The sequence below is a fragment of the Agromyces sp. NPDC004153 genome (assembly GCF_053603635.1).
The window spans coordinates 2,070,964-2,091,463 of record NZ_JBSGFY010000001.1 but is presented as its reverse complement, the minus strand read 5'-3'; the positions used below and the strand labels follow the sequence as shown (position 1 = coordinate 2,091,463).

The 20,500-nt window shown below is 72.2% G+C and carries 22 protein-coding genes; 11 read left to right on the top strand and 11 right to left on the bottom strand.

Translation table 11 applies throughout. From position 1 onward, the window contains the following. Positions 1 to 11 precede the first annotated feature (11 nt). Positions 12 to 650, bottom strand: a complete 639-nt coding sequence (locus tag ACWEOH_RS09785) for a GNAT family N-acetyltransferase (RefSeq protein WP_452030438.1) — start codon at positions 648 to 650, stop codon at positions 12 to 14. 99 nt (positions 651 to 749) lie between these two features. Here ACWEOH_RS09785 and ACWEOH_RS09780 point away from each other — a divergent pair, with 99 nt between their 5' ends. Beyond that, positions 750 to 971 carry an Rv0909 family putative TA system antitoxin gene (locus tag ACWEOH_RS09780; RefSeq protein WP_148733290.1) on the top strand — a complete coding sequence of 74 codons (222 nt, stop codon included), beginning with the start codon at positions 750 to 752 and terminating at the stop codon, positions 969 to 971. A gap of 70 nt (positions 972 to 1,041) precedes the next feature. On the opposite strand, the gene ACWEOH_RS09775 is transcribed toward ACWEOH_RS09780, so the two are convergent. Next, complete coding sequence (locus tag ACWEOH_RS09775) at positions 1,042 to 1,857, bottom strand: helix-turn-helix domain-containing protein (RefSeq protein WP_452030435.1); 816 nt, start codon at positions 1,855 to 1,857, stop codon at positions 1,042 to 1,044. Positions 1,858 to 1,917: 60 nt separating this feature from the next. Here ACWEOH_RS09775 and ACWEOH_RS09770 point away from each other — a divergent pair, with 60 nt between their 5' ends. After that, positions 1,918 to 2,364, top strand: a complete 447-nt coding sequence (locus tag ACWEOH_RS09770) for an SRPBCC family protein (RefSeq protein WP_452030433.1) — start codon at positions 1,918 to 1,920, stop codon at positions 2,362 to 2,364. Here the strand turns inward: ACWEOH_RS09770 and ACWEOH_RS09765 are convergent. The 3 genes from ACWEOH_RS09765 to ACWEOH_RS09755 all read right to left on the bottom strand — a co-directional run bounded on the left by ACWEOH_RS09765 (position 2,361) and on the right by ACWEOH_RS09755 (position 5,754). Continuing rightward, entirely contained in the window at positions 2,361 to 3,647 is a 1,287-nt protein-coding gene (locus ACWEOH_RS09765) for an adenylosuccinate synthase (protein WP_452030431.1), read from the bottom strand. The two genes, ACWEOH_RS09770 and ACWEOH_RS09765, sit on opposite strands and share 4 nt — an antisense overlap. A gap of 1 nt (position 3,648) precedes the next feature. After that, positions 3,649 to 4,197, bottom strand: coding sequence for a DUF3151 family protein (locus ACWEOH_RS09760; RefSeq protein WP_452030429.1), 549 nt, complete (start codon positions 4,195 to 4,197; stop codon positions 3,649 to 3,651). A gap of 114 nt (positions 4,198 to 4,311) precedes the next feature. Further along, positions 4,312 to 5,754, bottom strand: coding sequence for a S8 family peptidase (locus ACWEOH_RS09755; RefSeq protein WP_452030427.1), 1,443 nt, complete (start codon positions 5,752 to 5,754; stop codon positions 4,312 to 4,314). Positions 5,755 to 5,953: 199 nt separating this feature from the next. Between ACWEOH_RS09755 and argG the strand changes: the two genes are divergently transcribed. From argG to ACWEOH_RS09715, 8 genes are all read left to right on the top strand, one after another. After that, a complete protein-coding gene (argG, locus tag ACWEOH_RS09750; protein ID WP_452030425.1) occupies positions 5,954 to 7,381 on the top strand; it encodes an argininosuccinate synthase in 1,428 nt (475 codons plus the stop codon). A gap of 127 nt (positions 7,382 to 7,508) precedes the next feature. Continuing rightward, positions 7,509 to 8,222, top strand: a complete 714-nt coding sequence (locus ACWEOH_RS09745; RefSeq protein WP_452030423.1) for an ABC transporter ATP-binding protein — start codon at positions 7,509 to 7,511, stop codon at positions 8,220 to 8,222. Then, positions 8,219 to 9,520, top strand: coding sequence for an ABC transporter permease (locus ACWEOH_RS09740; RefSeq protein WP_452030421.1), 1,302 nt, complete (start codon positions 8,219 to 8,221; stop codon positions 9,518 to 9,520). The genes ACWEOH_RS09745 and ACWEOH_RS09740 overlap by 4 nt, the downstream gene beginning before the upstream one ends. Positions 9,521 to 9,692: 172 nt before the next feature. Further along, positions 9,693 to 11,165, top strand: coding sequence for a cardiolipin synthase (gene cls / locus ACWEOH_RS09735; RefSeq protein ID WP_452030419.1), 1,473 nt, complete (start codon positions 9,693 to 9,695; stop codon positions 11,163 to 11,165). 30 nt (positions 11,166 to 11,195) lie between these two features. Then, on the top strand, positions 11,196 to 11,864 hold the full coding sequence (locus tag ACWEOH_RS09730) for a GAP family protein (RefSeq protein WP_452030417.1): 669 nt from the start codon (positions 11,196 to 11,198) through the stop codon (positions 11,862 to 11,864). A gap of 50 nt (positions 11,865 to 11,914) precedes the next feature. Further along, positions 11,915 to 12,571: a TetR/AcrR family transcriptional regulator gene (locus ACWEOH_RS09725; RefSeq protein WP_452030415.1), complete on the top strand. Its 657-nt coding sequence runs from the start codon at positions 11,915 to 11,917 to the stop codon at positions 12,569 to 12,571. Next, positions 12,568 to 13,236 (top strand): hypothetical protein, encoded by a 669-nt coding sequence (locus ACWEOH_RS09720; RefSeq protein WP_452030413.1) that lies wholly within the window; start codon positions 12,568 to 12,570, stop codon positions 13,234 to 13,236. Before ACWEOH_RS09725 ends, ACWEOH_RS09720 begins: the two co-directional genes overlap by 4 nt. Then, positions 13,233 to 15,092: a YhgE/Pip family protein gene (locus ACWEOH_RS09715; protein WP_452030411.1), complete on the top strand. Its 1,860-nt coding sequence runs from the start codon at positions 13,233 to 13,235 to the stop codon at positions 15,090 to 15,092. The genes ACWEOH_RS09720 and ACWEOH_RS09715 overlap by 4 nt, the downstream gene beginning before the upstream one ends. A gap of 3 nt (positions 15,093 to 15,095) precedes the next feature. On the opposite strand, the gene ACWEOH_RS09710 is transcribed toward ACWEOH_RS09715, so the two are convergent. The 3 genes from ACWEOH_RS09710 to ACWEOH_RS09700 all read right to left on the bottom strand — a co-directional run bounded on the left by ACWEOH_RS09710 (position 15,096) and on the right by ACWEOH_RS09700 (position 17,243). After that, positions 15,096 to 15,464, bottom strand: coding sequence for a nuclear transport factor 2 family protein (locus tag ACWEOH_RS09710; RefSeq protein ID WP_148733277.1), 369 nt, complete (start codon positions 15,462 to 15,464; stop codon positions 15,096 to 15,098). 35 nt (positions 15,465 to 15,499) lie between these two features. Continuing rightward, positions 15,500 to 16,516: a magnesium and cobalt transport protein CorA gene (locus ACWEOH_RS09705; RefSeq protein ID WP_452030409.1), complete on the bottom strand. Its 1,017-nt coding sequence runs from the start codon at positions 16,514 to 16,516 to the stop codon at positions 15,500 to 15,502. 88 nt (positions 16,517 to 16,604) lie between these two features. Further along, a complete protein-coding gene (locus ACWEOH_RS09700) occupies positions 16,605 to 17,243 on the bottom strand; it encodes a TetR/AcrR family transcriptional regulator (protein WP_148733275.1) in 639 nt (212 codons plus the stop codon). A gap of 54 nt (positions 17,244 to 17,297) precedes the next feature. Between ACWEOH_RS09700 and ACWEOH_RS09695 the strand changes: the two genes are divergently transcribed. Then, positions 17,298 to 18,689: an MFS transporter gene (locus ACWEOH_RS09695; RefSeq protein WP_452030406.1), complete on the top strand. Its 1,392-nt coding sequence runs from the start codon at positions 17,298 to 17,300 to the stop codon at positions 18,687 to 18,689. 34 nt (positions 18,690 to 18,723) lie between these two features. Here ACWEOH_RS09695 and ACWEOH_RS09690 read toward each other — a convergent pair whose 3' ends face one another. The 3 genes from ACWEOH_RS09690 to ACWEOH_RS09680 all read right to left on the bottom strand — a co-directional run bounded on the left by ACWEOH_RS09690 (position 18,724) and on the right by ACWEOH_RS09680 (position 20,486). Next, on the bottom strand, positions 18,724 to 19,350 hold the full coding sequence (locus ACWEOH_RS09690; protein WP_452030404.1) for a hypothetical protein: 627 nt from the start codon (positions 19,348 to 19,350) through the stop codon (positions 18,724 to 18,726). Positions 19,351 to 19,420: 70 nt separating this feature from the next. Then, positions 19,421 to 20,050, bottom strand: a complete 630-nt coding sequence (locus tag ACWEOH_RS09685; protein ID WP_452031898.1) for a TrmH family RNA methyltransferase — start codon at positions 20,048 to 20,050, stop codon at positions 19,421 to 19,423. Positions 20,051 to 20,171: 121 nt separating this feature from the next. Continuing rightward, positions 20,172 to 20,486: a hypothetical protein gene (locus ACWEOH_RS09680; RefSeq protein ID WP_452030402.1), complete on the bottom strand. Its 315-nt coding sequence runs from the start codon at positions 20,484 to 20,486 to the stop codon at positions 20,172 to 20,174. Positions 20,487 to 20,500 lie beyond the last annotated feature (14 nt).

The window sequence follows — 20,500 nt, the reverse complement described above, 5'->3', positions numbered from 1 at the left end:
CGCAGGGCCGCTCAGGCGCCGAGCCGCACCGGCTCCTCGCCCCACGCCGCGAGCCGCGTCTGCAGCCCTGCCCGCACGGCGGGCCAGTCGTCGATGGTCACGGCGTAGACCGCGGAATCGCGCCACGACCCGTCGGCGCGCGGCTTGTGCCGACGCGCGATGCCCTCGAACTGCGCACCGAGCTTGAGGATCGCCGCCCGCGAGCGGTCGTTGCGCGCATCCGCCTGCAGCTTCACGCGGCCGAACCCGTGGTCGAAGGCGAGTCCGAGCAGCAGGAGCTTCGCTTCGGGGTTCACCGCGGTGCCCCAGACGCGCGGATCGTACGCGGTCCAGCCGATGTGGGCCGACTCGCTGCCGAGGTCGAGGTCGCCGAGCTTCGTGGCGCCGACGACCGTGCCGTGGTCGGGTCCGCCCTCCACGCGCACGGTGAAGGGCATCGCCGCCGGGCCGCCCGCGTAGTACTCGCTCGCGAACGTCGCGAACGCGTCGGCGTCGGCCGGCAGGCCGGCCGGGCCGCCGCCGTAGCCGCCGGCGAACACCTCTGGCCGGCGCACCGCGCGCTCGAGCTCGGGGAGATCGGCGTCGGAGTAGGGCGTGAGGCTGATGAACCGGCCGACGAGCGGCCGATCGGCGGGGCGGGTGGCGGTCACCCGTCGAGTCTGGCATGCGCGGACGAGGCGAGGGTTCCGGTTCACCGGCCCGGACCCTACGATGGCGGGAGCACCGTCCGACGATGAAAGGTGGGGGACATGGGAGCGCTGGACGATCTCACGAAGAAGGCACAGGACTTCGTCGAGGAGAACAAGGACACCATCAACGAGGCGCTGAACAGCCAGCAGGCCGAGGACATCAGCGACAAGGTCCTCGATGCGGTCTCCGACGCCGCGAAGAAGGTCACGCCCGACGAGCACGACGAGAAGGTCGACGCCGTCCGCGAGAACATCGACAAGGCGATCGGCACCGAGCCCTGAGCCGCGCCGGCCTTCGGGTCCTCGAGGGCGGATGCCGCGTGGTCGCGGCATCCGCCCTCGTCATGTGCGGCTACCGGAACGCAGCCTCGGGGTCGGGAACGAACCGCACGGCGTCGGGGCCGGCGGCGCTGACCCGTCGGTGGTAGTCGGCCGGCGTGTAGCCCGTGAACCGCTTGAAGTCGCGGATGACGTGCGACTGGTCGTAGTAGCCGCCGTCGGCGGCGAGCTCGCTCCACGGCGCCGCGCCGGGCACGGGCGTCGCGTCGATGAGCCGGTGGAACCGCACCAGTTCGGCGTAGCGCTTGGGCGTCGAGCCGGTCGCCCGGCGGAACCGTGCGACGAACGCCGGATGCCGCAGTCCGTGCGCCGCGGCGAGCGCGCCGATCGGGTGCGCGGGATCCGCCTCGAGCCGCTCGATCGCGTCGCGCACGACCGGGTCGGGCGCGCGGCCCGCGGCGAGGCGCCCCGTCAGCAGCGCCTCGAGCGCGTCGAGCACGGCGTCGGCCGCGGCATCCGGCCCGAGCGCCGCCGGCCCGTCGAGCCAGGGCTGCGACGTCACCGCGCCGGCGAGCCGCTCGGGGTCGAGTCCGAGCACGCGGAGTCCGTCGGCGCGCACCACCGCTCCGGCGTTCACGATCACGTCGGGCGCCTCGCTCACGACGAACCGTGATCGCATGCCCGAGCAGAACGCGGGCCCGAGCGTGCGCCACGGGGCATCCGCCGACTCGAGCACCCGGTAGGGCCGGGGCGAGAGGTTCACGATGAGGTGCACGTCGGTCATCGGGAAGATGCGCTCGTAGCGGGTCGGCGCGGGGCCGCGTAGGAACCAGAGCTCGCGCACCGCCTCGACGAGCGGGCCCTGCGCCGGGCGACCAGCGACCTCCACGCGCCACCTCCGTGAAATCCATCCAATCGGATGCCGCGTGCGCCGGTCTAGCCTGCCCGCATGACGGCGACGACGGGAGCACCCATGAAGACCGCATTCACCGACGAGCAGTCGATCGCGGCCCCGGCCGACGCCGTGTGGACCCGGCTCACCGACTGGTCGGGCGCGCCGAACTGGATGCCCGGCGTCGAGTCGATGCGCGCCGACGGACCGCTCGCGGTCGGCACCGTGCTGCGCTTCGTCGCCCGCGGCAAGGAGCGCACGTCGACGATCACGGCGCTCGACCCCGGACGCGGACTCACCATGCGCAGCGCGGTGGGCGGCGTGACCGCCGACTACGCGTACGCGATCGAGCCCGCCACGGATGCCGCGGGCAGCCGCGTGCGCCTCGACGCCGCCGTGGCCACCCGCGGTCTCGTGTCGCTCTTCGCCCCGATTATCCGGGGCGCGATCGCGCGCGAGGACGGCGTCCAGCTCACCCGGCTCAAGCAGTGGGTGGAGGGCTAGTCCAGGAGGTCGTGGAGCTCGACGATCTCGTCGCGACCGGGGCCGACGCCGATCGCGGAGATGCGCGATCCGCTCATCGCCTCGAGCTCGCGCACGTAGGCCTGCGCGTTCGCGGGGAGCTCCGAGAACTCGCGGGCCCCCGAGATGTCCTCCTGCCAGCCCGGGAACTCCTCGTAGACGGGCACGGCGTGGTGGAAGTCCGACTGCGACACCGGCACCTCCTCGACGCGCTGCCCGTCGACCTCGTAGGCGACGGCCACGGGGATCTTCTCCAGGCCCGTGAGCACGTCGAGCTTGGTGAGCACGAAGTCGGTGACGCCGTTGACGCGCGACGCGTAGCGGGCGATGGGCGCGTCGTACCAGCCCGTGCGGCGACGGCGGCCGGTGGTCGTGCCGAACTCGAAGCCGCGCTCGCTGAGGAACTCGCCCCACTCGTCGAAGAGCTCGGTGGGGAACGGACCCGCGCCGACGCGCGTCGTGTACGCCTTCACCACGGCGATGACTCGGTCGATGCGGTTCGGCGCGATGCCCGAGCCGGTGACGGCGCCGCCGCTCGTCGCGTTCGACGACGTGACGAACGGGTAGGTGCCGTGGTCGACGTCGAGCATCGTGGCCTGGCCGCCCTCGAAGAGCACCGTCTCGCCGCGCTCGAGCGCCTGGTGCAGCAGCAGCGACGTGTCGGTGACCATCGGCCGCAGGCGGTCGACGTAGCCGAGCAGTTCGTCGACGATCTCGTCGACGCCGATCGCGCGGCGGTTGTAGACCTTCACGAGCAGGTGGTTCTTCTGGTCGAGCGCTCCCTCGACCTTCTGCCGCAGGATGTTCTCGTCGAAGAGGTCCTGCATGCGCAGGCCGACCCGGTTGATCTTGTCGGCGTAGGCCGGCCCGATGCCGCGCCCGGTGGTGCCGATCTGGCGCTTGCCGAGGAAGCGCTCGGTGACCTTGTCGAGCGTGCGGTGGTACTGCGTGATGAGGTGCGCGTTCGCCGAGATGCGCAGCTTCGAGACATCCACGCCCCGGCTCGCGAGCCCCTCGAGCTCCTCGAAGAGCACCTCGATGTCGACGACGACGCCGTTGGCGATGACCGGCGTGACGCCCGGCGTCAGGATGCCCGACGGCAGCAGGTGCAGGGCGTACTTCTCCTCGCCCACGACCACGGTGTGCCCGGCGTTGTTGCCGCCGTTGAACTTCACGACGTAGTCGAGCCGGGAACCCAGTAGGTCGGTCGCCTTGCCCTTGCCCTCGTCGCCCCATTGCGCTCCGATGAGTACGGCTGCGGGCATGTCAGTCCTCTCCTGCCGCGTCGACGGCGGCGGTGGGTTCGGCGAGCGGCTCGCCGGTGCGTGCTTCGAACTCGGTCGCGGGCGTGACGACGGCGGCGGATGCCACGATCGGCATGAGCTGGGTGGGCGTGAACTCCGACGCGATGCGGGCGGGCGCCTCGGCATCGGCCGAGGCCAGCTCGTCGGCGAGACGCGCGGCGCGGTCGTCGAGGCCGAGCGCGAGGGCGGCCCGGCGCTGGGCGTCGAGCGCGCGCAGGTAGGCGCGGTTGGGCTCGTCCCGCCAGGGCACGGGCTGTCCCAGTTGCCATCCGGATGCCGCGAGCTGCTCGCGCGCGAGGTCGACGGCGACGGCCGCGTAGGCGAACGCCTCGATGGAGTGGCCCTCGGAGTCGGCCAGGTCGGCCAGTTCGGCCCATGCGAGCGGTGACGACGGATGCCCCGACACGACGGACGCGACGGATGCACGATCGGCCTCGGCGAGCGCCTGCCGCACCTCGGGTTCGTCGGCGAGCGACGCCTCGCCCTCGGGTGCTGAATCGTCTGGGGTCACACTCGAGTGTATCGCGGGGCCATTTCGGGGCCCGTGGACGCGCGGACACGCCCCGACACACGAGACGAGGGGCCGGACCGTGCGGTCCGACCCCTCGCGTTGCGCCTCAGTGGATCACTGCACGGCGTTGAGGGCGTTCACGTTGCCCGCGCCGTAGAACCCGTTGCGCTCGCCGCCCGTGCAGGTCGCCGGCCAGCCGGGTCGCGGCTCGTAGACGCCGTCGGGGCAGGCGATCGGGGTCGCCGTGCGCTCGAGGAACGATGCGAGCTGGCCCGCCTTCATGCCCGGGTGCGCCGAGAGCGCGAGCGCCGCGACGCCGGCCGCGTGCGGTCCGGCCATCGACGTGCCCTGCGACCAGCCGTAGCCGCCGCCGGGAATCGTGGAGAGCACGGCGTCGGTGATGGTGGACGACGCTCCTCCGGTGCGGAACCGGGTGTCACCACCGGGAGCCGTCACGTCGACGACGCCCTGGCCGTACGACGAGTAGTAGCTCTTCTGCTCGGTCGGGCCGACGGCCGAGACCGTCACGACGCCGGGCGCCTCGGCGGGCAGGTCGCGGCACGCACCGGTGATGGTGCGGTCCTCGACGGGGTACGAGCCGTCGTTCGGGCTGCTCGAGTCGGTGAACTTGTGCTGCAGGTCGACGTTGCTGTTGCCCGCCGAGGCCACCGTGAGGGTGCCCTTCGCGGTCGAGTACGACAGCGCACGCTGCACCGCCTGCCACACCGGCCGCTGGCGCGGGTCGTTCACGCAGTTGAACTCCCACGGGTCGATGAAGTAGCTGTTGTTCGTGATCGGCATGCCGTGGTCGGCGGCCCAGAGGTAGCCGCAGATCGCGGCCTCGGGGTAGATGAAGCCGTCGTCGTTGACGACCTTCACCGAGGCGACCTTCACGCCGGGCGCGACGCCCGCGATGCCGACGCCGTTGATCGCCGCGGCGATCGTGCCCGCGACGTGGGTGCCGTGCGACGAGTTCGTCGGGCTCCACGCGGCCTGGCTCGTGTCGACGACGCCGCCGAGGCACGAGGCGCTCTGGTCCTTCGCGACCTGGGTCGCGAGGTCGGGGTGGTTCGCGTCGATGCCCGAGTCGAGCACGCCCACGACGACCGACGGGTCACCCGTGGTGATCGTGTGCGCCTCGGCGACGTCGATCTGCTGCATGTCCCACTGCTCGTTCCAGCGCGGCTCCGCCGTGGGGTCGCCGGATGCCTCGACCGACGCCACGTCGGCGGCCTCGACGACCTCGTCGTCGATGAGGGTCGTGCCGAGCCCGTTCGTCGAGGCGACGGACTCGACGCCCGCGCCCGCGACGGCGGTCTCGAACGACGTGTTCGTCGAGCGCGCCACGAGCACGCCGATCTGGTCGTAGGCGGCGACGACGGTGCCGCCGGCCGCGGCGACGCGGGCTGCGGCCTTGTCCGTGCTCTTGCCCTGCGGCGCGAGCACGAGGTAGGTGGTGTCGGGTCCGGCTGCGGCCGCCGGGACGGCGGCCGTTCCGATGAGCCCGACGGCGAGGGCGGCGGCACATGCCACGCCGATCACCTTGCGGTTCTTCATCCATTTCTCCGTTCAGTGCGAAAAGCGTCGCCGCCCTGTCAGGCGGCGACCCGGCTCGTCCAGTGGATGCGACGCGCGACGGCATCGGTGGAGCCGCGCGACCGGTGGCGCGAGTCTATGGGATGCCGACCCTCGAGCGGGGGTCATTGACACCGGTGCGCGTCGTCGCGCGAGGATTCGCGCAAGTAGGCTGGAGGCCATGTCCAAAGTCCTCACGAGCCTCCCCGTCGGCGAGCGCGTCGGCATCGCGTTCTCGGGAGGCCTCGACACCTCCGTGGCGGTCGCCTGGATGCGCGAGAAGGGCGCGGTCCCCTGCACGTACACCGCCGACCTCGGCCAGCCCGACGAGCCCGACGTCGAGGCCGTGCCCGGTCGTGCGCTCGAGTACGGGGCCGAGATCAGCCGCCTGGTCGACGTGAAGACCGCGCTCGTCGAGGAGGGCCTCGTCGCGCTGCAGTGCGGCGCGTTCCACATCCGCTCGGGCGGCAAGACGTACTTCAACACCACGCCGCTGGGCCGCGCGGTCACGGGCACGCTGCTCGTGCGCGCCATGATGGAGGACGGCGTCGACATCTGGGGCGACGGCTCGACGTACAAGGGCAACGACATCGAGCGGTTCTACCGCTACGGCCTCATGGCCAACCCGCGCCTGCGCATCTACAAGCCGTGGCTCGACCAGACGTTCGTCACCGAGCTCGGCGGCCGCGCCGAGATGAGCGAGTGGATGCAGCAGCGCGACCTGCCGTACCGGGCATCGGGCGAGAAGGCGTACTCCACCGACGCGAACATCTGGGGCGCGACGCACGAGGCGAAGAAGCTCGAGGACCTCGACGCGGGCATCACGATCGTCGAGCCGATCATGGGCGTGCGGTTCTGGGACGACGCCCTCGTGATCGACGCCGAGGACGTCACGGTGCGCTACGAGCAGGGCCGTCCGGTCGCGCTCAACGGCGTCGAGTTCGACGACCCGGTGGAGCTCGTGCTCGAGGCGAACCGCATCGGCGGCCGCCACGGACTCGGCATGAGCGACCAGATCGAGAACCGCATCATCGAGGCGAAGTCGCGCGGCATCTACGAGGCGCCCGGCATGGCGCTGCTGCACATCACCTACGAGCGCCTCCTCAACGCGATCCACAACGAGGACACGATCGCGAACTACCACCAGGAGGGCCGCCGCCTCGGCCGCCTGATGTACGAGGGCCGGTGGCTCGACCCGCAGTCGCTCATGCTGCGCGAGTCGATCCAGCGCTGGGTGGGCTCCGCCGTGACCGGCGAGGTCACGCTGCGCCTGCGTCGCGGCGACGACTACACGATCCTGAACACCGCGGGTCCGGCGCTGAGCTACCACCCCGACAAGCTCTCGATGGAGCGCGTCGGCGACCAGGCGTTCGGACCCGAGGACCGCATCGGCCAGCTCACCATGCGCAACCTCGACATCGCCGACTCGCGCGCACGACTCGAGCAGTACGCGCACCTCGGCATCGTCGGCGGCGCGACGGCGCAGCTCGTCGGCGAGATCGCCTCGGGCCAGGCGGCGCAGATCGCCGCGGGCGAGGCCGAGACCGAGCTCGAGGCCGCCACGGATGCCGCGAACGAGGCCGCGGCGTTCGACCTCGGCACCGACTGACGCGACGCCGCGTACTGCGACGGCGGTACGCGAGGTTACCTCCCGGGGCGGACGCGCGGAGCACCGTCGCCGACGAGACTCGAGGTCGGTGCGCGACGTGCGCGCCGAACCCCCGAGAGGACTCGACATGGCGACCCCCATCCTGCAGGTCGACGACCTGCACAAGACCTACGGGCGAGGCGCGACGCGCTTCGACGCGCTCAAGGGGGTGAGCTTCGAGGTGCGCGAGGGCGAGTCCCTCGCGATCGTCGGCAAGTCGGGTTCCGGCAAGTCGACGCTCATGCACCTGCTCGCCCTGCTCGACCAGCCGACGTCGGGCACCGTGCGGCTCGCCGGTCGCGACGCGGGCACCCTTCGGGGCCGGGAGCTCAACCGCGCCCGCAACCGCACGTTCGGATTCGTGTTCCAGCAGTTCTTCCTCACGCCGAACGCGACGGTGCTCGAGAACGTCATCCTCCCGCTGAAGATCGCGGGCGTCGGTCGCGCGGAACGCCGGCGACGCGGCATGGCCGCGCTGGCGCAGCTCGAGCTCGACGACAAGGCGCGCAACCGCGCGTCCGACCTCTCGGGCGGGCAGAAGCAGCGCGTCGTGATCGCCCGGGCGCTCGTGAACAGCCCCCGCGTGATCTTCGCCGACGAGCCGACGGGCAACCTCGACTCGGCGACCGGCGCCGTCGTCGAGGACATCCTGTTCGACCTCAACCGCGAGCAGGGCATCACGCTCATCGTCGTCACGCACGACGAGGAGCTCGCCGCCCGCTGCGACCGGCGCATCCACATGCGCGACGGCCTCCTCGTCGAGGAGCACGCCGACGCCGCCGAGGAGGTGTTCGCCGCGTGAAGACGACCGACGTGATCGCGAGCGCGATCTCCAACACGTTCCGCTCGAAGACCCGCACGATCCTGACGATCCTCGCGATCTTCATCGGCGCGTTCACCCTCACCATCACGACCGGGCTCGGCACCGGCATCAACCGGTACATCGACCAGACGGTCGCCGAGATCGGCGCCGGCGACGTGATGACCGTGACGCACGCGCCCGAGGAGGACGCCGGCGACGGCCCGCAGGAGTACGTCGCCGACCAGGTGGCGCAGCAGCGCACCGCCCCCGGCCCAGCGACGGGCCAGTCGATCGACCCGATCACCGCGTCCGACCTCGAGGAGCTCGCCGCGATCGACGGCGTCGTCTCCGTGGAGCCGGTGAAGGCGATCGACGTGGACTACATCCGGCACGACGACGGCACGGCGTACCGGATCGACGTGGGCTCCTTCATCCCGGGGATGCAGGTGCAGCTCGCGGCCGGGGAGCAGCCCGACGCGGCATCCGATGCCCTGCAGGTCGTCGTGCCCGTGGACTACGTCGAGCCGCTCGGATTCGCCGACGACGCGGCCGCGCTCGGCGAGGAGGTCGTGCTCGGGCTGACCGACGGCAACGGCGTCGAGCAGACGATCACGGCGACCGTGGTCGGCGTCTCGGAGGCGGGCCTCGGCGGCGCCGGGGGCAGCGCCTCGCCCAACACCGCGCTGACCGACGCGCTCTACGCCGCGCAGGGGGTCGGCGCGCCGGCGGGGCAGGCCGAGTCCTACGGCTCGGCGACGGTGCGGTTCGACCCCGCCTCGACGCCCGAGCAGGTCGAGGCGCTGCGCACGGACCTCGCGGACGCCGGATTCCAGGCGACGACGGTCGACGACACGCTCGGCGCGTTCAAGACCGTCATCGACGGCATCGTGCTCGTGCTGAACGCGTTCGCGATCATCGCGCTGCTCGCCGCGAGCTTCGGCATCGTGAACACGCTCTTCATGTCGGTGCAGGAGCGCACCCGCGAGATCGGGCTCATGAAGGCCATGGGCATGGGCAGCGGACGTGTGTTCGGCCTGTTCAGCTCGGAGGCGACGTACATCGGGCTGCTCGGCAGCCTCGTCGGCATCGGCGTCGGGATGCTCGCGGGCACCGTCGTGGGCGGTGCACTGTCGTCGACGCTGCTCGCCGACCTGCCCGGGCTGACGCTCATCGCGTTCGACCCCGTGTCGATCCTCACGATCGTGCTCCTGGTGATGGGCATCGCGTTCGTCGCGGGCTCGCTGCCCGCCGCCCGTGCGGCGCGGCTGAACCCGATCGACGCGCTCCGATACGAGTAGCGGGAGGCGCGGGTTGGGGAGGCCAGACGGCCTCCCCAAGGCGCGCGCACGGCCCGCGGATTCGGGCCTCCCCAGCCCGAGACCCCCGTGCCATACTCAGTCAACTGCTCCGCGACCGTACTGGGGAGGACGCGATGACTGCTGGTGGACCCTTCGTGTCGGGAGCCGGGCGTTGAGCGCCGAGCTGGCGAACCTGATCGGCGGCATCCTGATCCTCGCCGACCTCGCCATCCGGATCGCCGCGCTCATCATCATCCCGCGCGACCGCAAGCCCACCGCGGCGATGGCGTGGCTGCTCGCGATCTTCCTCATCCCGTTCGTCGGCATCATCCTGTTCCTCATCATCGGCAACGTGAAGCTGCCGAAGAAGCGGATGGAGCGGCAGAAGGAGATCAACGCGCTCATCGAGCAGCGCGCCGAGGGCGTCGACCTCGACACCGATCCCGAGGCCTGGCCGTCGTGGTTCCGCACGATCTCGGAGCAGAACCGCCGTCTCGGCGCGCTGCCCGCGACCGGTGGCAACCGCGCCGAGCTCATCGGCGACTACCAGGCGTCGATCGACCGGATGGCCGCCGACCTCGACCTCGCCGAGCGGTTCGTGCACGTCGAGTTCTTCATCGTCGCGTTCGACGACACCACGCGCGGGTTCTTCGCCGCGATGGAGCGGGCGGTGCAGCGCGGCGTGACCGTGCGGCTCCTGATGGACCACATCGCCTCGGCGAAGGTGCCGATCCACAAGGAGACCGTCGCCGAGCTCGAGCGCATCGGCGTGATCTGGCGGTACCTGCTGCCCGTGCAGCCGTTCAAGGGCCACTATCAGCGGCCCGACCTGCGCAACCACCGCAAGCTCGTCGTCGTCGACGGACTCGTGGCCTACACGGGATCGCAGAACCTGATCGACCGCAATTACGACTCGCCGAAGAACATCAAGCGGGGCCTCAAGTGGCAGGAGCTCGTGACCCGGGTCACCGGATCGGCCGTCACCGCAATCAACGCGGTGTTCCTCTCCGACTGGTACGCCGAGACCGACGAGAACCTCCTCGCCGTGGAGCACGTGCCCGCGGCCGACGTGCCCGACGACCCCTCGCCCGATGCGCTCGTCTGCCAGGTCGTGCCGAGCGGTCCCGCCTACGAGCAGGAGAACAACCTGCGCCTCTTCCTCGGCCTGGTGAACGCCGCGCAGGAGCAGGTGATCATCACGAGCCCGTACTTCGTGCCCGACGAGGCCATGATGTACGCCATCACGTCGGCGCGCCTGCGCGGCCTCGAGGTCCAGCTGTTCGTGTCGGAGATCGGCGACCAGGGCTCGGTGTGGCACGCGCAGCGCTCCTACTACGGCCCGCTGCTACGAGCCGGCGTGCGGATCTTCCTCTACCCGGGGCCGTTCATCCTGCACGCCAAGCACCTCTCGATCGACGACGACGTCGCGGTGATCGGCTCGAGCAACATGGACATCCGCTCGTTCAACCTCAACTTCGAGATCTCGCTGCTCGTGCGCGGGCGCTCGTTCGTGGCCGACATGCGCGAGGTCGAAGCGGAGTACCGGGCATTGGGTCGCGAGCTCACGCTCGAGGAGTGGGAGCGCGAACCCGCGACGGCGACGTTCCTCGACGGCGTCGCGCGCCTCACCTCGGCGCTCCAGTAGCCGGATCTCGGACGCGCGCGGGAGACACGGATGCTGCAGGCGATCGCTCACATCCTGCCGATCTCCATCGCCGTGGCGATCAGCTCGGTGCCGATCATGGCGACCATCCTGATCCTGCTCTCGCCGAACCGGACGCGCTCGGCACTGCCCTTCCTCATCGGATTCGTGCTCGGGCTCGCGCTCGTGGTCACGCTCTGCACGCTCTTCGCGCAGGCGATCCCGACGCCGCGATCGGAACGTCGTCCCGACACCGCCGTCGGCTACAGCGAGATCCTGGTCGGAGCGGTGCTGGTCGTGATCGCCGTGGTCGCCTGGGTGCGGGCGCGGCGGAACCCGTCGACGGCCGTGCCGAAGTGGCTCGACGGGGTCAGCCGGCTCGGTCCGTGGTCGTCGTTCGGTTTGGCGCTGCTGCTCAACGTGCGCCCGAAGGCCTTCCTGCTCGCGATCGCCGCCGGACTGGCCCTGCGCGGCGACGGCGTCTCGGCCACGGAGTCGCTGATCGTCATCGGGATCTACACGGTGATCTCGGCGTCGACGGTCGCCGTGCCGATCATCGCGACGCTGGCCGATCACCGCCGGATGGAGCCCCGGCTGGTGCGGGCGCGCGAGTGGCTCGGCCGGAACAGCGGCACGATCGGCGCGCTGATCCTGCTGCTGATCGGCGTGGTGATCATCGGCACCGGACTCGCCCGCCTGTGAGCTCGCCGAGATAACTTGCACACTGGTGTGCAAGTTCATAGCATGGTCCCATGCCGTCCGACATCGACGCGGGCCGTCGCCCTCGTCGAGACGCCACGGCCAACCGCGAAGCCCTCCTGGCCGCCGCGGCCGACGCGCTCGGCGAGGCATCCGACGCCCCGCTCGAGCGCATCACGAGTGCCGCCGGCCTCACCCGGCGCGCCTTCTACGGGCACTTCGCCAACCGCGACGAGCTCGTCGTCGCCGTCATCGACGTGGGCGCCGCCCGCCTGAACGCGATCGCCGCCGACACCGACGACCCGCATGCCCCCACGGCCATCGCGCTGCTCGGCGCGCGGCTCTGGGGCGCCGTCGAGCACGTGCGCGTCCTCGCCGGCATGGCCGTGCGCGAGCCCTACGCGACGCACGCCGCCGAAGCCCTCGCTCCGGTGCGCGACCGCCTGCGCGCCCTCGTCGAGCGCGGCGTCGCCGAGGGGACCGTCCGCCCCGACATCCGGCCCGACGTGCTCGCCCGCCTCATCGAGTCGGCCGCCATCGCCGTGCTGCTCGAGGCGGCCGTCACCGGCATCGCCGACGCCGATGGGCGCCGCCTCGTGATGCTCGCCGTGCTCGGCACGGCCGGGCTCTCGTGGCAGGACAGCGCCGAGCTCATCGACACCGCACCCGCGCTCGCTGCGCGAATCGCGTCGGGGGAGTCCCCAGCATGAGGATCGAGCTGCGCGGCGTCGGAAAGGGGCGCCGCTCCGAGGCGCTGCCCGCGACCACCATCGGCTACGAGTCGGGCCGCGCCACGCTCGCCCGCGCGGAGACCGAGCAGCGCCCAACGGTCCTCGGCCTCCTCGCCTCGGGCCGCATGCGTCCCGGCACCGGCACCGTGACCATCGACGGGCGAGCGGATGCCGCCGCGATCCGCCGCGCGATCGCCCTCGTCGACGCGCCCGACGTCTCCGATCCCGCACCGAACGTGACCGTCGCGGGCGTCGCCGCCGAGGAGCTCATGTTCGCCGGCGTCCCCTCGAACCCCGTCTCGGTCGCCCGATGGCTCGACGACCTCGGCCTGCGCGATGTCGCACGGATCCCGATCGCGAACGTCGACCCGATCGTGCGCCTGCGCCTGCTCACCGAGCTCGCCATCCTCCGCGACGACGTCGAGGGGCTCGTGCTCGTCTCCCCCGACCGACACGGCGGCGACCCGCTCGAGTGGTGGGAGCTCGCCAAGCGCCTCGCCGATCGCGGCTTCGCGGTGCTCGTCATCGCGGGCGACGCCTCGGCCGCGGCGATCGGCGCCGCCGCGATGATCGACCGAATGCAGGCCGCCGACGTCGACGAGGTCGCGGAGCACGCGGCCATCGCCGAAGGGGGACTGGCGTGAAGGTCCCCCGGATGATCGCCGCCGAGTTCCGGCGGCTCACCTCGACGCGCATGTCGGTCGTCGCGCTGCTCGCGCTCGTCGCCGTTCCCGTGCTCTACGGCGGCCTGTACCTCTGGGCGAACCAGGACCCGTACGCGAAGTTCCGCGAGGTGCCCGTGGCGCTCGTCGTCGAGGACGCCGGCACGCCGGCCACCGACGACGCGCCCGCGCGCAACGTGGGCGACGAGGTCGCCGACGAGCTGCTCGCCGACGGCGCCTTCGACTGGCACCGCGTCCCGGCCGAGCAGGCGGCGACCGGGCTCGACGCGTCCACGTACGACTTCGCCATCACCATCCCGGCCGACTTCTCCGACGCGCTCGCCTCGGTCGGCACGGATGCCCCGCGGCAGGCCGAGATCGTGCTGTCGACGAACGACGCCAACAGCTACCTGGCCGGCACGATCGGCGAGCAGGCCGTGGAGCGGATCCGCGCCGTGATCGCCGAACAGGTCGGGCGTGAGGCCGCCTCGACGCTGCTCGACTCGATCGCGACCATCCGCACGAACCTCTCCGACGCCGCCGACGGCGCCGCGCGCCTGGCCGACGGAGCCGGACAGGCCGTCGAGGGCGCGGGACAGCTCTCCGACGGGGCGTCCCGCCTCGCCGACGGCAGCACGCAGCTCGCCGACGGCACCGCGCAGCTCGCCGACGGCTCGGCACAGCTGGCAGCTGGCGCGCAGCAGGTCGCCGACGGGAACGCGCAGCTCGCGGCATCCGCCGATCGCGTGGGCGCCGCCGTCGACGAGGTGACGGCCGTACTGCCCGAGGTGCGCGACGACGTCGCGGCCCGGCTCGCCGCGGCCGGCGTCGACCAGGCCACGATCGACGACGCGCTCGCGCGCCTCGACCCGCTCGGCGACGACCTCGCCGCCGGCAACGACCGTCTGCAGGAGGTCGTGGGGCAGATCGACCGACTCGCTGCGGGCAGCGCGCAGGTCGCCGAGGGCTCGGCGTCCCTCGCGGCGGGCACGCGTACCGCGGCCGCCGGCGCGGCCGAGGTGGCGGCGGGGTCGACCGCGCTGCGCGGCGGGATCGGCACGCTCGGCGACGGGCTCGGCGAGCTCAGCGACGGCGCGGGCACCCTGCGCGACGGGCTCGCGGACGGCGTCGACGCGATCCCCGACTCCGACCAGGCCACGCGCGACGCCCAGGCGTCGACCATCGCCGACCCGATCGCGCTCGAGACGAGCACGGTGACGCAGGCCGGCAGCTACGGCGCCGGACTCGCCCCGTTCTTCGCCGCGCTCGCGGGCTGGATCGGCATCTACGCGCTCTTCCTCATCGTGAAGCCGATCTCACGGCGCGCGGTCACGGCGCTGCACTCGCCGATCCGCGTGACGCTCGCCGGATGGCTCACGCCCGGCATCCTCGGCGCGGTGCAGATGATCGGGCTGTTCGTCGTGCTCGCGGTGACGCTCGGATTCCACATGGCGAACCCCGTCGGGACGCTCGGCGTCATGGTGCTCGCATCGGCGACGTACGCGGCGATCATCCTCGCGCTCAACGTGTGGCTCGGGTCGGTCGGGCAGTTCCTCGGGCTCGTGCTCATGGTGCTGCAGCTCGTCACGGCGGGCGGCACGTTCCCGTGGCAGACGCTGCCCACGCCGCTCGCGGCGCTGCACCAGGGGCCGCCGATGGGCTACGTGGTGGACGCGATGCGTCAGTCCATGTACGGCGGCGACCTGTCGCGGGCGGGCAGCGACGCAGTGGTGCTGCTCGCGTGGCTCGCGGGCGGGCTGGTGTTCGCGGCGCTCGGCGTGACGCGGATGACGCACCACCGCACACTGCGCGACCTGCAGCCGAGCCTGATCGGGTAGGAGTCAGGCCGGCGTCTGCTGGTGCGCGGCGACACGCCAGGCGCCATCGTCGTAGAGGTACGTCGTCGACATGCGCAGGTCGGCCGTCTCGTCGCCGCGGCGCGCGACCGCGCGGTACACCAGCACGCCGGCATGGTCGCCGAGGCGGATGACGGCGGGCTCGTGCAGCTCGTACGACTCCCACGGAGGGGCGCTGCGGAACGCCGCGCGCACCTCGTCGCGACCGAGCACCGCTCCCTCCACCACCATGAGGCCGTCGCGCGTCATCGCGCGCTGGTAGTGCTCGCCGCCATGCCCCTCGAGGATGGCCTTCCATCCGGCGTGCTCCTCGTGCAGGAGGCGGGCGGGCAGATCGTCGGTGATCTCGGTCATGCCCCCACGCTACCCGCCGGACCGACGCAATTCGATCAGAGCCAGCCGCGGCGCTTGAAGACGGCGTAGAGGCCGGCGGCGAAGCCGAGCATGAGCGCGACCGCGAACGGGTACCCCCACGGCCAGTCGAGCTCGGGCATGTACACGAAGTTCATGCCGTAGACCGCCGCGATGAGGCTCGGCGCGAAGATGATGGCGGCCCAGCTCGAGATCTTCTTCGTCTGCTCGCTCTGCGCGAGCGCCGTCTCGGAGAGCACGCGGATCTCCTCGTTCTGGCGCTGCGCGACGAGCGCGGAGTGCACCTGCAGGGCGTTCTGCAGCAGCTGGCGGAACCCGTCGCCGTGCTCGACGATGCGGATGACGTGGTCCTTCACGTCGCGCAGGTACCGCTGCAGCTCGAGCTCGACGCCGTACTTCTCGAAGCCGCGCTCGAGGGCGTCGAACATGCCGACGAGCGGGCGCGTCGCGCGCTGGAACTCCATCACCTCGCTCGCGAGGTCGTAGATGCGCCGCGTCACCTCGGGGTCGCCGGAGAAGAGTTGCTCCTCGATCTCGTCGATGTCGTTCTCGAGCCCCAGGTCGACCGGCACGTACTCGTCGACGACCTCGTCGAGCACGGCGTAGAGCACGGCCTCGGGGCCCTTCGCGAGCAGCTCGGCGTTGCCCTCGAGGCGACGTCGCACGCGGGCGAGGTCGGGGGACTCGGCGTGGCGGATCGTGATGGCGAAGTCGGGGCCGATGAACACGTGCAGCTCGCCGAACTCGACCTGCTCGACGTCGTCGAGGTAGCGCGCCGGTCGGAGCACCACGAAGAGGGTGTCGCCGTAGCGCTCGAGCTTCGCGCGCTGGTGGCCCTTCTTCGCGTCCTCGACCGAGAGCGGATGCAGCCCGAACTCGTTCGCGAGCGCGTCGATCTCGCCGTCGGTCGGGCGGTAGAGGCCGATCCAGGCGAAGCCGCCGTGGGCCTCGCGGCTCTCGAAGGTCTCGGCGAGGGACGCCGGCGTGGCGACCCGGCGGCCGCCCCGGTAGATCGCGTTGTCGACGACGGGCATCGGCTCAAGTCTCGTGCGCGAGGAGGCGCCGCGGCATCCGACACGCGGCGGGGTCGTGGGCAGCGTGCCCTGACCGCACCGGCGCGGCTCAGGCGCTGTCGCTCACGGCCCACTGGCCGCGCACCGCCGTGGGCCGCGACCGCTCGAGCGTGCCCGGGGCGAGCCCGAGCCGCCCCTCGGCCGCGGTGTAGACCACGTGGTCGGCCTCGGCGCGCGTGACCAGGCCGATGGCGTGGTGCTGCACGGCCATGCCGTCGACGAGCGCCGTGAGCATGCGCGCATCGCCCGCGGGGTCGTCGCTGCGCCCGAGCCCGGCCTCGTCGAGGCGCTCGATGATGCGCGCGAGCCGTCGCTCGCAGTCGCGGTGGTGGCGCATCAGCGAGGCGTGCAACTCGGGGTTGCGCGGGGCCTCGCTCCACGCGTCGATCCAGACGAAGTAGTGCTCGCGTGGCGTCGAGGTGAGCCAGTCGGCGAGCGCCTCGACGGGCTCGACGCGCTCGGCGACCTCCTCGTCGCCCTCGAGCTCGGCGAGCACGGCGGCGTCGAAGGCCGCGGCGACGAGCTGCTCGCGGGTGGCGAAGTAGTGCCGGATCAGGCCGTGGACGACGCCCACCTCGGCGGCCACGTCGCGCAGCGTGACGCGTGCGAAGCCGTCGCGCGCCACGAGGCGGAGCGTCGCGGCGAGGATCTGCTCCCGCCGCGCTGCGGGATCGAGCCGGTTCGCCATGCCTCCATGCTACCCCTCTTGTCCACGCGGACAATGACTGGTAACGTGTTATCCATGTGGACAAGAAGGGGTCCAGCGCTCGACGCGATCGATCGGCACCGCCGCCGCCTCACGGCCGGCGTCGTGGCCGCGACCGTGCTCATGTCCTCGGGCGCCATGGTCATCTTCCCCCTGCTGCCCACGCTGCAGTCGCAGCTCGGCATCTCCACCGCCGACATCGGTTACGTCGCCGCGGCGGGCTTCGCGGCATCCCTCGCCGCCGAGCTCCTCGTCGCGCCGTTCGCCGACCGCGGCCGCGCCCGCACCATGGGCGTCGCGGGCGTCGTGCTCATGACCGCCGCCCTCGTCGGCTCGGCGCTCGCGACCGAGACCTGGCAGCTCGTGGCCGGCCGCGCGCTCGGCGGCCTCGGCCTGGGCGTGTTCATGGCCGCGGCGAGCGCGCTGCTCGTGCGCGCCGACCCCGCGCGCGCCGGCGAGGCCCTCGGACGCCTCGGCGCCGCCGAGCTCGCCGGCATCGCGCTCGGCCCGCTCGCCTCGGGAATCGCGATCGCGTTCGCGTCGCCCTCGACGATCCTCGCGTGGTCGGGCGCGGTGGTGGTCATCGGCGTCGCCCCGGTCCTGCTCGCCTTCCGCGAGCGCACCGACCCGGATGCCGCGGCGGCGGGCCAGGCGGCGGGAGCCGCCGGGGCGCGTGCAGCCGGGGGCGGTTCCGCCGCGGCATCCGTGGACCCCGCGGCCCGACCGCCGCGCGTGAGCTTCGACCTGCTGCGGTCGCCGACGGTGGTCGGCGTGCTGCTGCTCTACGGCGCAGTCATGGTGCCGACGGGCGCGTACGACGGCATCTGGCCGCGGTTCATGGCCGACATCGGCGCGAGCGAGTGGCTCACGGCGCTGAGCTACACGCTGTTCGCCGTGCCGTTCGCGCTCGTCGCCGGCTGGGCGGGCCGGCTGGCCGACCGCCGCGGCGGCGTCTCGGCGTTCGTGCGCGGGGCCGTCGTGCTCGTGCCGATCGTCGCCCTCTACGGCGTCATCGGCGACCCCTGGGTCGCCACGGGCGTCGGCTTCGTCGAGTCGAGCGGGCAGGCGCTCGCGTTCATCGGCGCGGCGGCCGCGATGGCGCAGGCCGTGCCGGCCGCCCGTGCGGGCGCCTCGCAGGGGCTCATGCGCGCGTTCGGCCTGCTCATGGCGACGATCGCGGCCGCCCTTTCGGGCATCGCCTATGAATCCGGCGGCCCGCTCGCGCTCTTCGGCGGCACGGCGATCGTCGTCGTGGTGATCGTCGCGGCGGGCCTGCTGGTGATCCGCGCGGCGCGGCGACGGGCGCGGGCGGATGCCGCGGCGATCGCGGATGTCCCGCGGGTTGCGGCATCCGTCGATGCCGAGGTCGCGGCTGCTGAGGACCGCAGGCCGAGCGCCGTCGCGGTCTGCGGGACCACCGCCGACTGACGAACGATCACCCGGCGGTCGTGCCGTCGCGGATTCAGGCCGGCCGCGCCGCGGCGTCCAGCTCCGCGCGGAGCCGTTCGGCGATCGCCGCGACCTCCGCTCGGCCGACGGGGCGCACCAGCGACTTCTGCGTCGGGAGGAGCGACAGCTCGACCGGACCCGCCTCCGACGTGACGATGACCTCGACCGACGGGAGCCAGTACATCCCCGATCGGACCTCCCCGGTGCCGACCTCGAGGACGCGCTCCACTGGAACGTCGATCCGAGGGACGTCGACGCCACCGACGTAGACCCTGAGGGTCCCGTGGGCGACCACGAGCGTTCCGGTGCGGTTCACGGGGATCCGCTCCCCGCCGAGGGCACTCGCCGCCGCCGCGAGCTCGGCGGTCGTGGCCAGCTCGAGGCGGTACGCGTCGGGGAAGGCCTCGGCGACCTGCACGCGATGGGCTCGCGAACGGTGGACGAACCACCAGACGACGGCTGCGGTGATGACGACAGCGATCGCGATCCCCGCGATCATCGGTCCCGGGTCGGCGGACGCCGAATCGTCGAGCTTGTCGATCACGCGGATCAACTGGATGCCCAGGAAGGCGAGGCCGACGACGCCGATGATCACCGCCGGCGCCCACCGACGGAACCCCGTCACCTTGCGAGTACCCACGCGACCTCCTCCAGTCCGCGCTCATCCTAGGGCCGGGGTCGGGGGCCGCGACAGGGTCGGATGCCGCGGATCACCCCCGAGCGTGCCGGCGCACCCATTCGTGCATGACGATCGCGGCCGCCGCGCTCGCGTTGATCGACCGGGTCGAGCCGTACTGCGTGATCTCGACGACGAGATCGGCAGCGGCGAGCGCCTCGGCGCTCAGTCCCGGACCTTCCTGGCCGAAGAGCAGCACGCAGCGCTCGGGGAGCTCGACGTCGTCGACCGGCATCGATCCCTCGACGTTGTCGACCGCGATGATCGGCAGCCCCTGCTCGCGGGCCCAGACGACGAAGTCGGCGACATCCGGGTGGTACGCGAGGTGCTGGTAGCGATCGGTGACCATGGCGCCGCGCTTGTTCCAGCGGCGGCGGCCGATGATGTGCACCGTCTCGGCGGCGAACGCGTTGGCGGTGCGCACGATCGAGCCGATGTTGAGGTCGTGCTGCCAGTTCTCGATCGCGACGTGGAACGGATGCCGCCGCGTGTCGAGGTCGGCGACGATCGCGTCAAGGCGCCAGTACCGGTAGCGGTCGACGACGTTGCGCCGATCGCCGTGCTCGAGCAGCTCGGGATCGAGGCGCGGGTCGTCGGGCCACGCGTCGCGTCCGCCGGGCCACGGGCCGACGCCCTGCGGCACGGTCGGCTCCTCGTGCGGCATGTCGTGCGCCGCGTCGGCGCCGATGCCGCGCGCGTCGGTCTCGTGGGTCACGCTGCAACGCTACCCGCGCGGGCGTGGCGACGGCCCCGGCGGCAGCCGCCGAGGCCGTGAGGTGCTGCGATCAGCCCCCGAACTCCACGCCACCGACGCAGGCGTCGCCGGGACTCGGCACGGCGCCCTTCAACCCCGCACGCACGTACTGGCCATAGCTCTGCACGTGTCCGCCCGTGACGGCGTCGTCGTCCGCCTCGGGTACCGGGTTGTTCTCGATCTCGTCGGGCAGGTCCCGGCCCGAGAAGGCACAGGCCGAGTTCGCTCGGTCGGCGCCCGGGATGGGGTCGCCCTTGCCGTTGGTCTCGCCCGCGAAGGCGGCGCCGGCACCACCGCCGACGACGAGGCCGAGCGCGACGATGCATCCGATCACGGCTCGCTTCATGGATCTCACCTCTC

Bases quoted from the DNA above. Each gene is read 5' to 3' on its own strand.
- ACWEOH_RS09780 (WP_148733290.1), top strand. From the start codon at position 750: ATGGGAGCGCTGGACGATCTCACGAAGAAGGCACAGGACTTCGTCGAG.
- ACWEOH_RS09770 (WP_452030433.1), top strand. From the start codon at position 1,918: ATGACGGCGACGACGGGAGCACCCATGAAGACCGCATTCACCGACGAG.
- ACWEOH_RS09765 (WP_452030431.1), bottom strand. From the start codon at position 3,647: ATGCCCGCAGCCGTACTCATCGGAGCGCAATGGGGCGACGAGGGCAAG.
- ACWEOH_RS09755 (WP_452030427.1), bottom strand. From the start codon at position 5,754: ATGAAGAACCGCAAGGTGATCGGCGTGGCATGTGCCGCCGCCCTCGCC.
- argG (WP_452030425.1), top strand. From the start codon at position 5,954: ATGTCCAAAGTCCTCACGAGCCTCCCCGTCGGCGAGCGCGTCGGCATC.
- ACWEOH_RS09745 (WP_452030423.1), top strand. From the start codon at position 7,509: ATGGCGACCCCCATCCTGCAGGTCGACGACCTGCACAAGACCTACGGG.
- ACWEOH_RS09730 (WP_452030417.1), top strand. From the start codon at position 11,196: ATGCTGCAGGCGATCGCTCACATCCTGCCGATCTCCATCGCCGTGGCG.
- ACWEOH_RS09725 (WP_452030415.1), top strand. From the start codon at position 11,915: ATGCCGTCCGACATCGACGCGGGCCGTCGCCCTCGTCGAGACGCCACG.
- ACWEOH_RS09720 (WP_452030413.1), top strand. From the start codon at position 12,568: ATGAGGATCGAGCTGCGCGGCGTCGGAAAGGGGCGCCGCTCCGAGGCG.
- ACWEOH_RS09710 (WP_148733277.1), bottom strand. From the start codon at position 15,464: ATGACCGAGATCACCGACGATCTGCCCGCCCGCCTCCTGCACGAGGAG.
- ACWEOH_RS09705 (WP_452030409.1), bottom strand. From the start codon at position 16,516: ATGCCCGTCGTCGACAACGCGATCTACCGGGGCGGCCGCCGGGTCGCC.
- ACWEOH_RS09700 (WP_148733275.1), bottom strand. From the start codon at position 17,243: ATGGCGAACCGGCTCGATCCCGCAGCGCGGCGGGAGCAGATCCTCGCC.
- ACWEOH_RS09695 (WP_452030406.1), top strand. From the start codon at position 17,298: ATGTGGACAAGAAGGGGTCCAGCGCTCGACGCGATCGATCGGCACCGC.
- ACWEOH_RS09685 (WP_452031898.1), bottom strand. From the start codon at position 20,050: ATGCCGCACGAGGAGCCGACCGTGCCGCAGGGCGTCGGCCCGTGGCCC.
- ACWEOH_RS09680 (WP_452030402.1), bottom strand. From the start codon at position 20,486: ATGAAGCGAGCCGTGATCGGATGCATCGTCGCGCTCGGCCTCGTCGTC.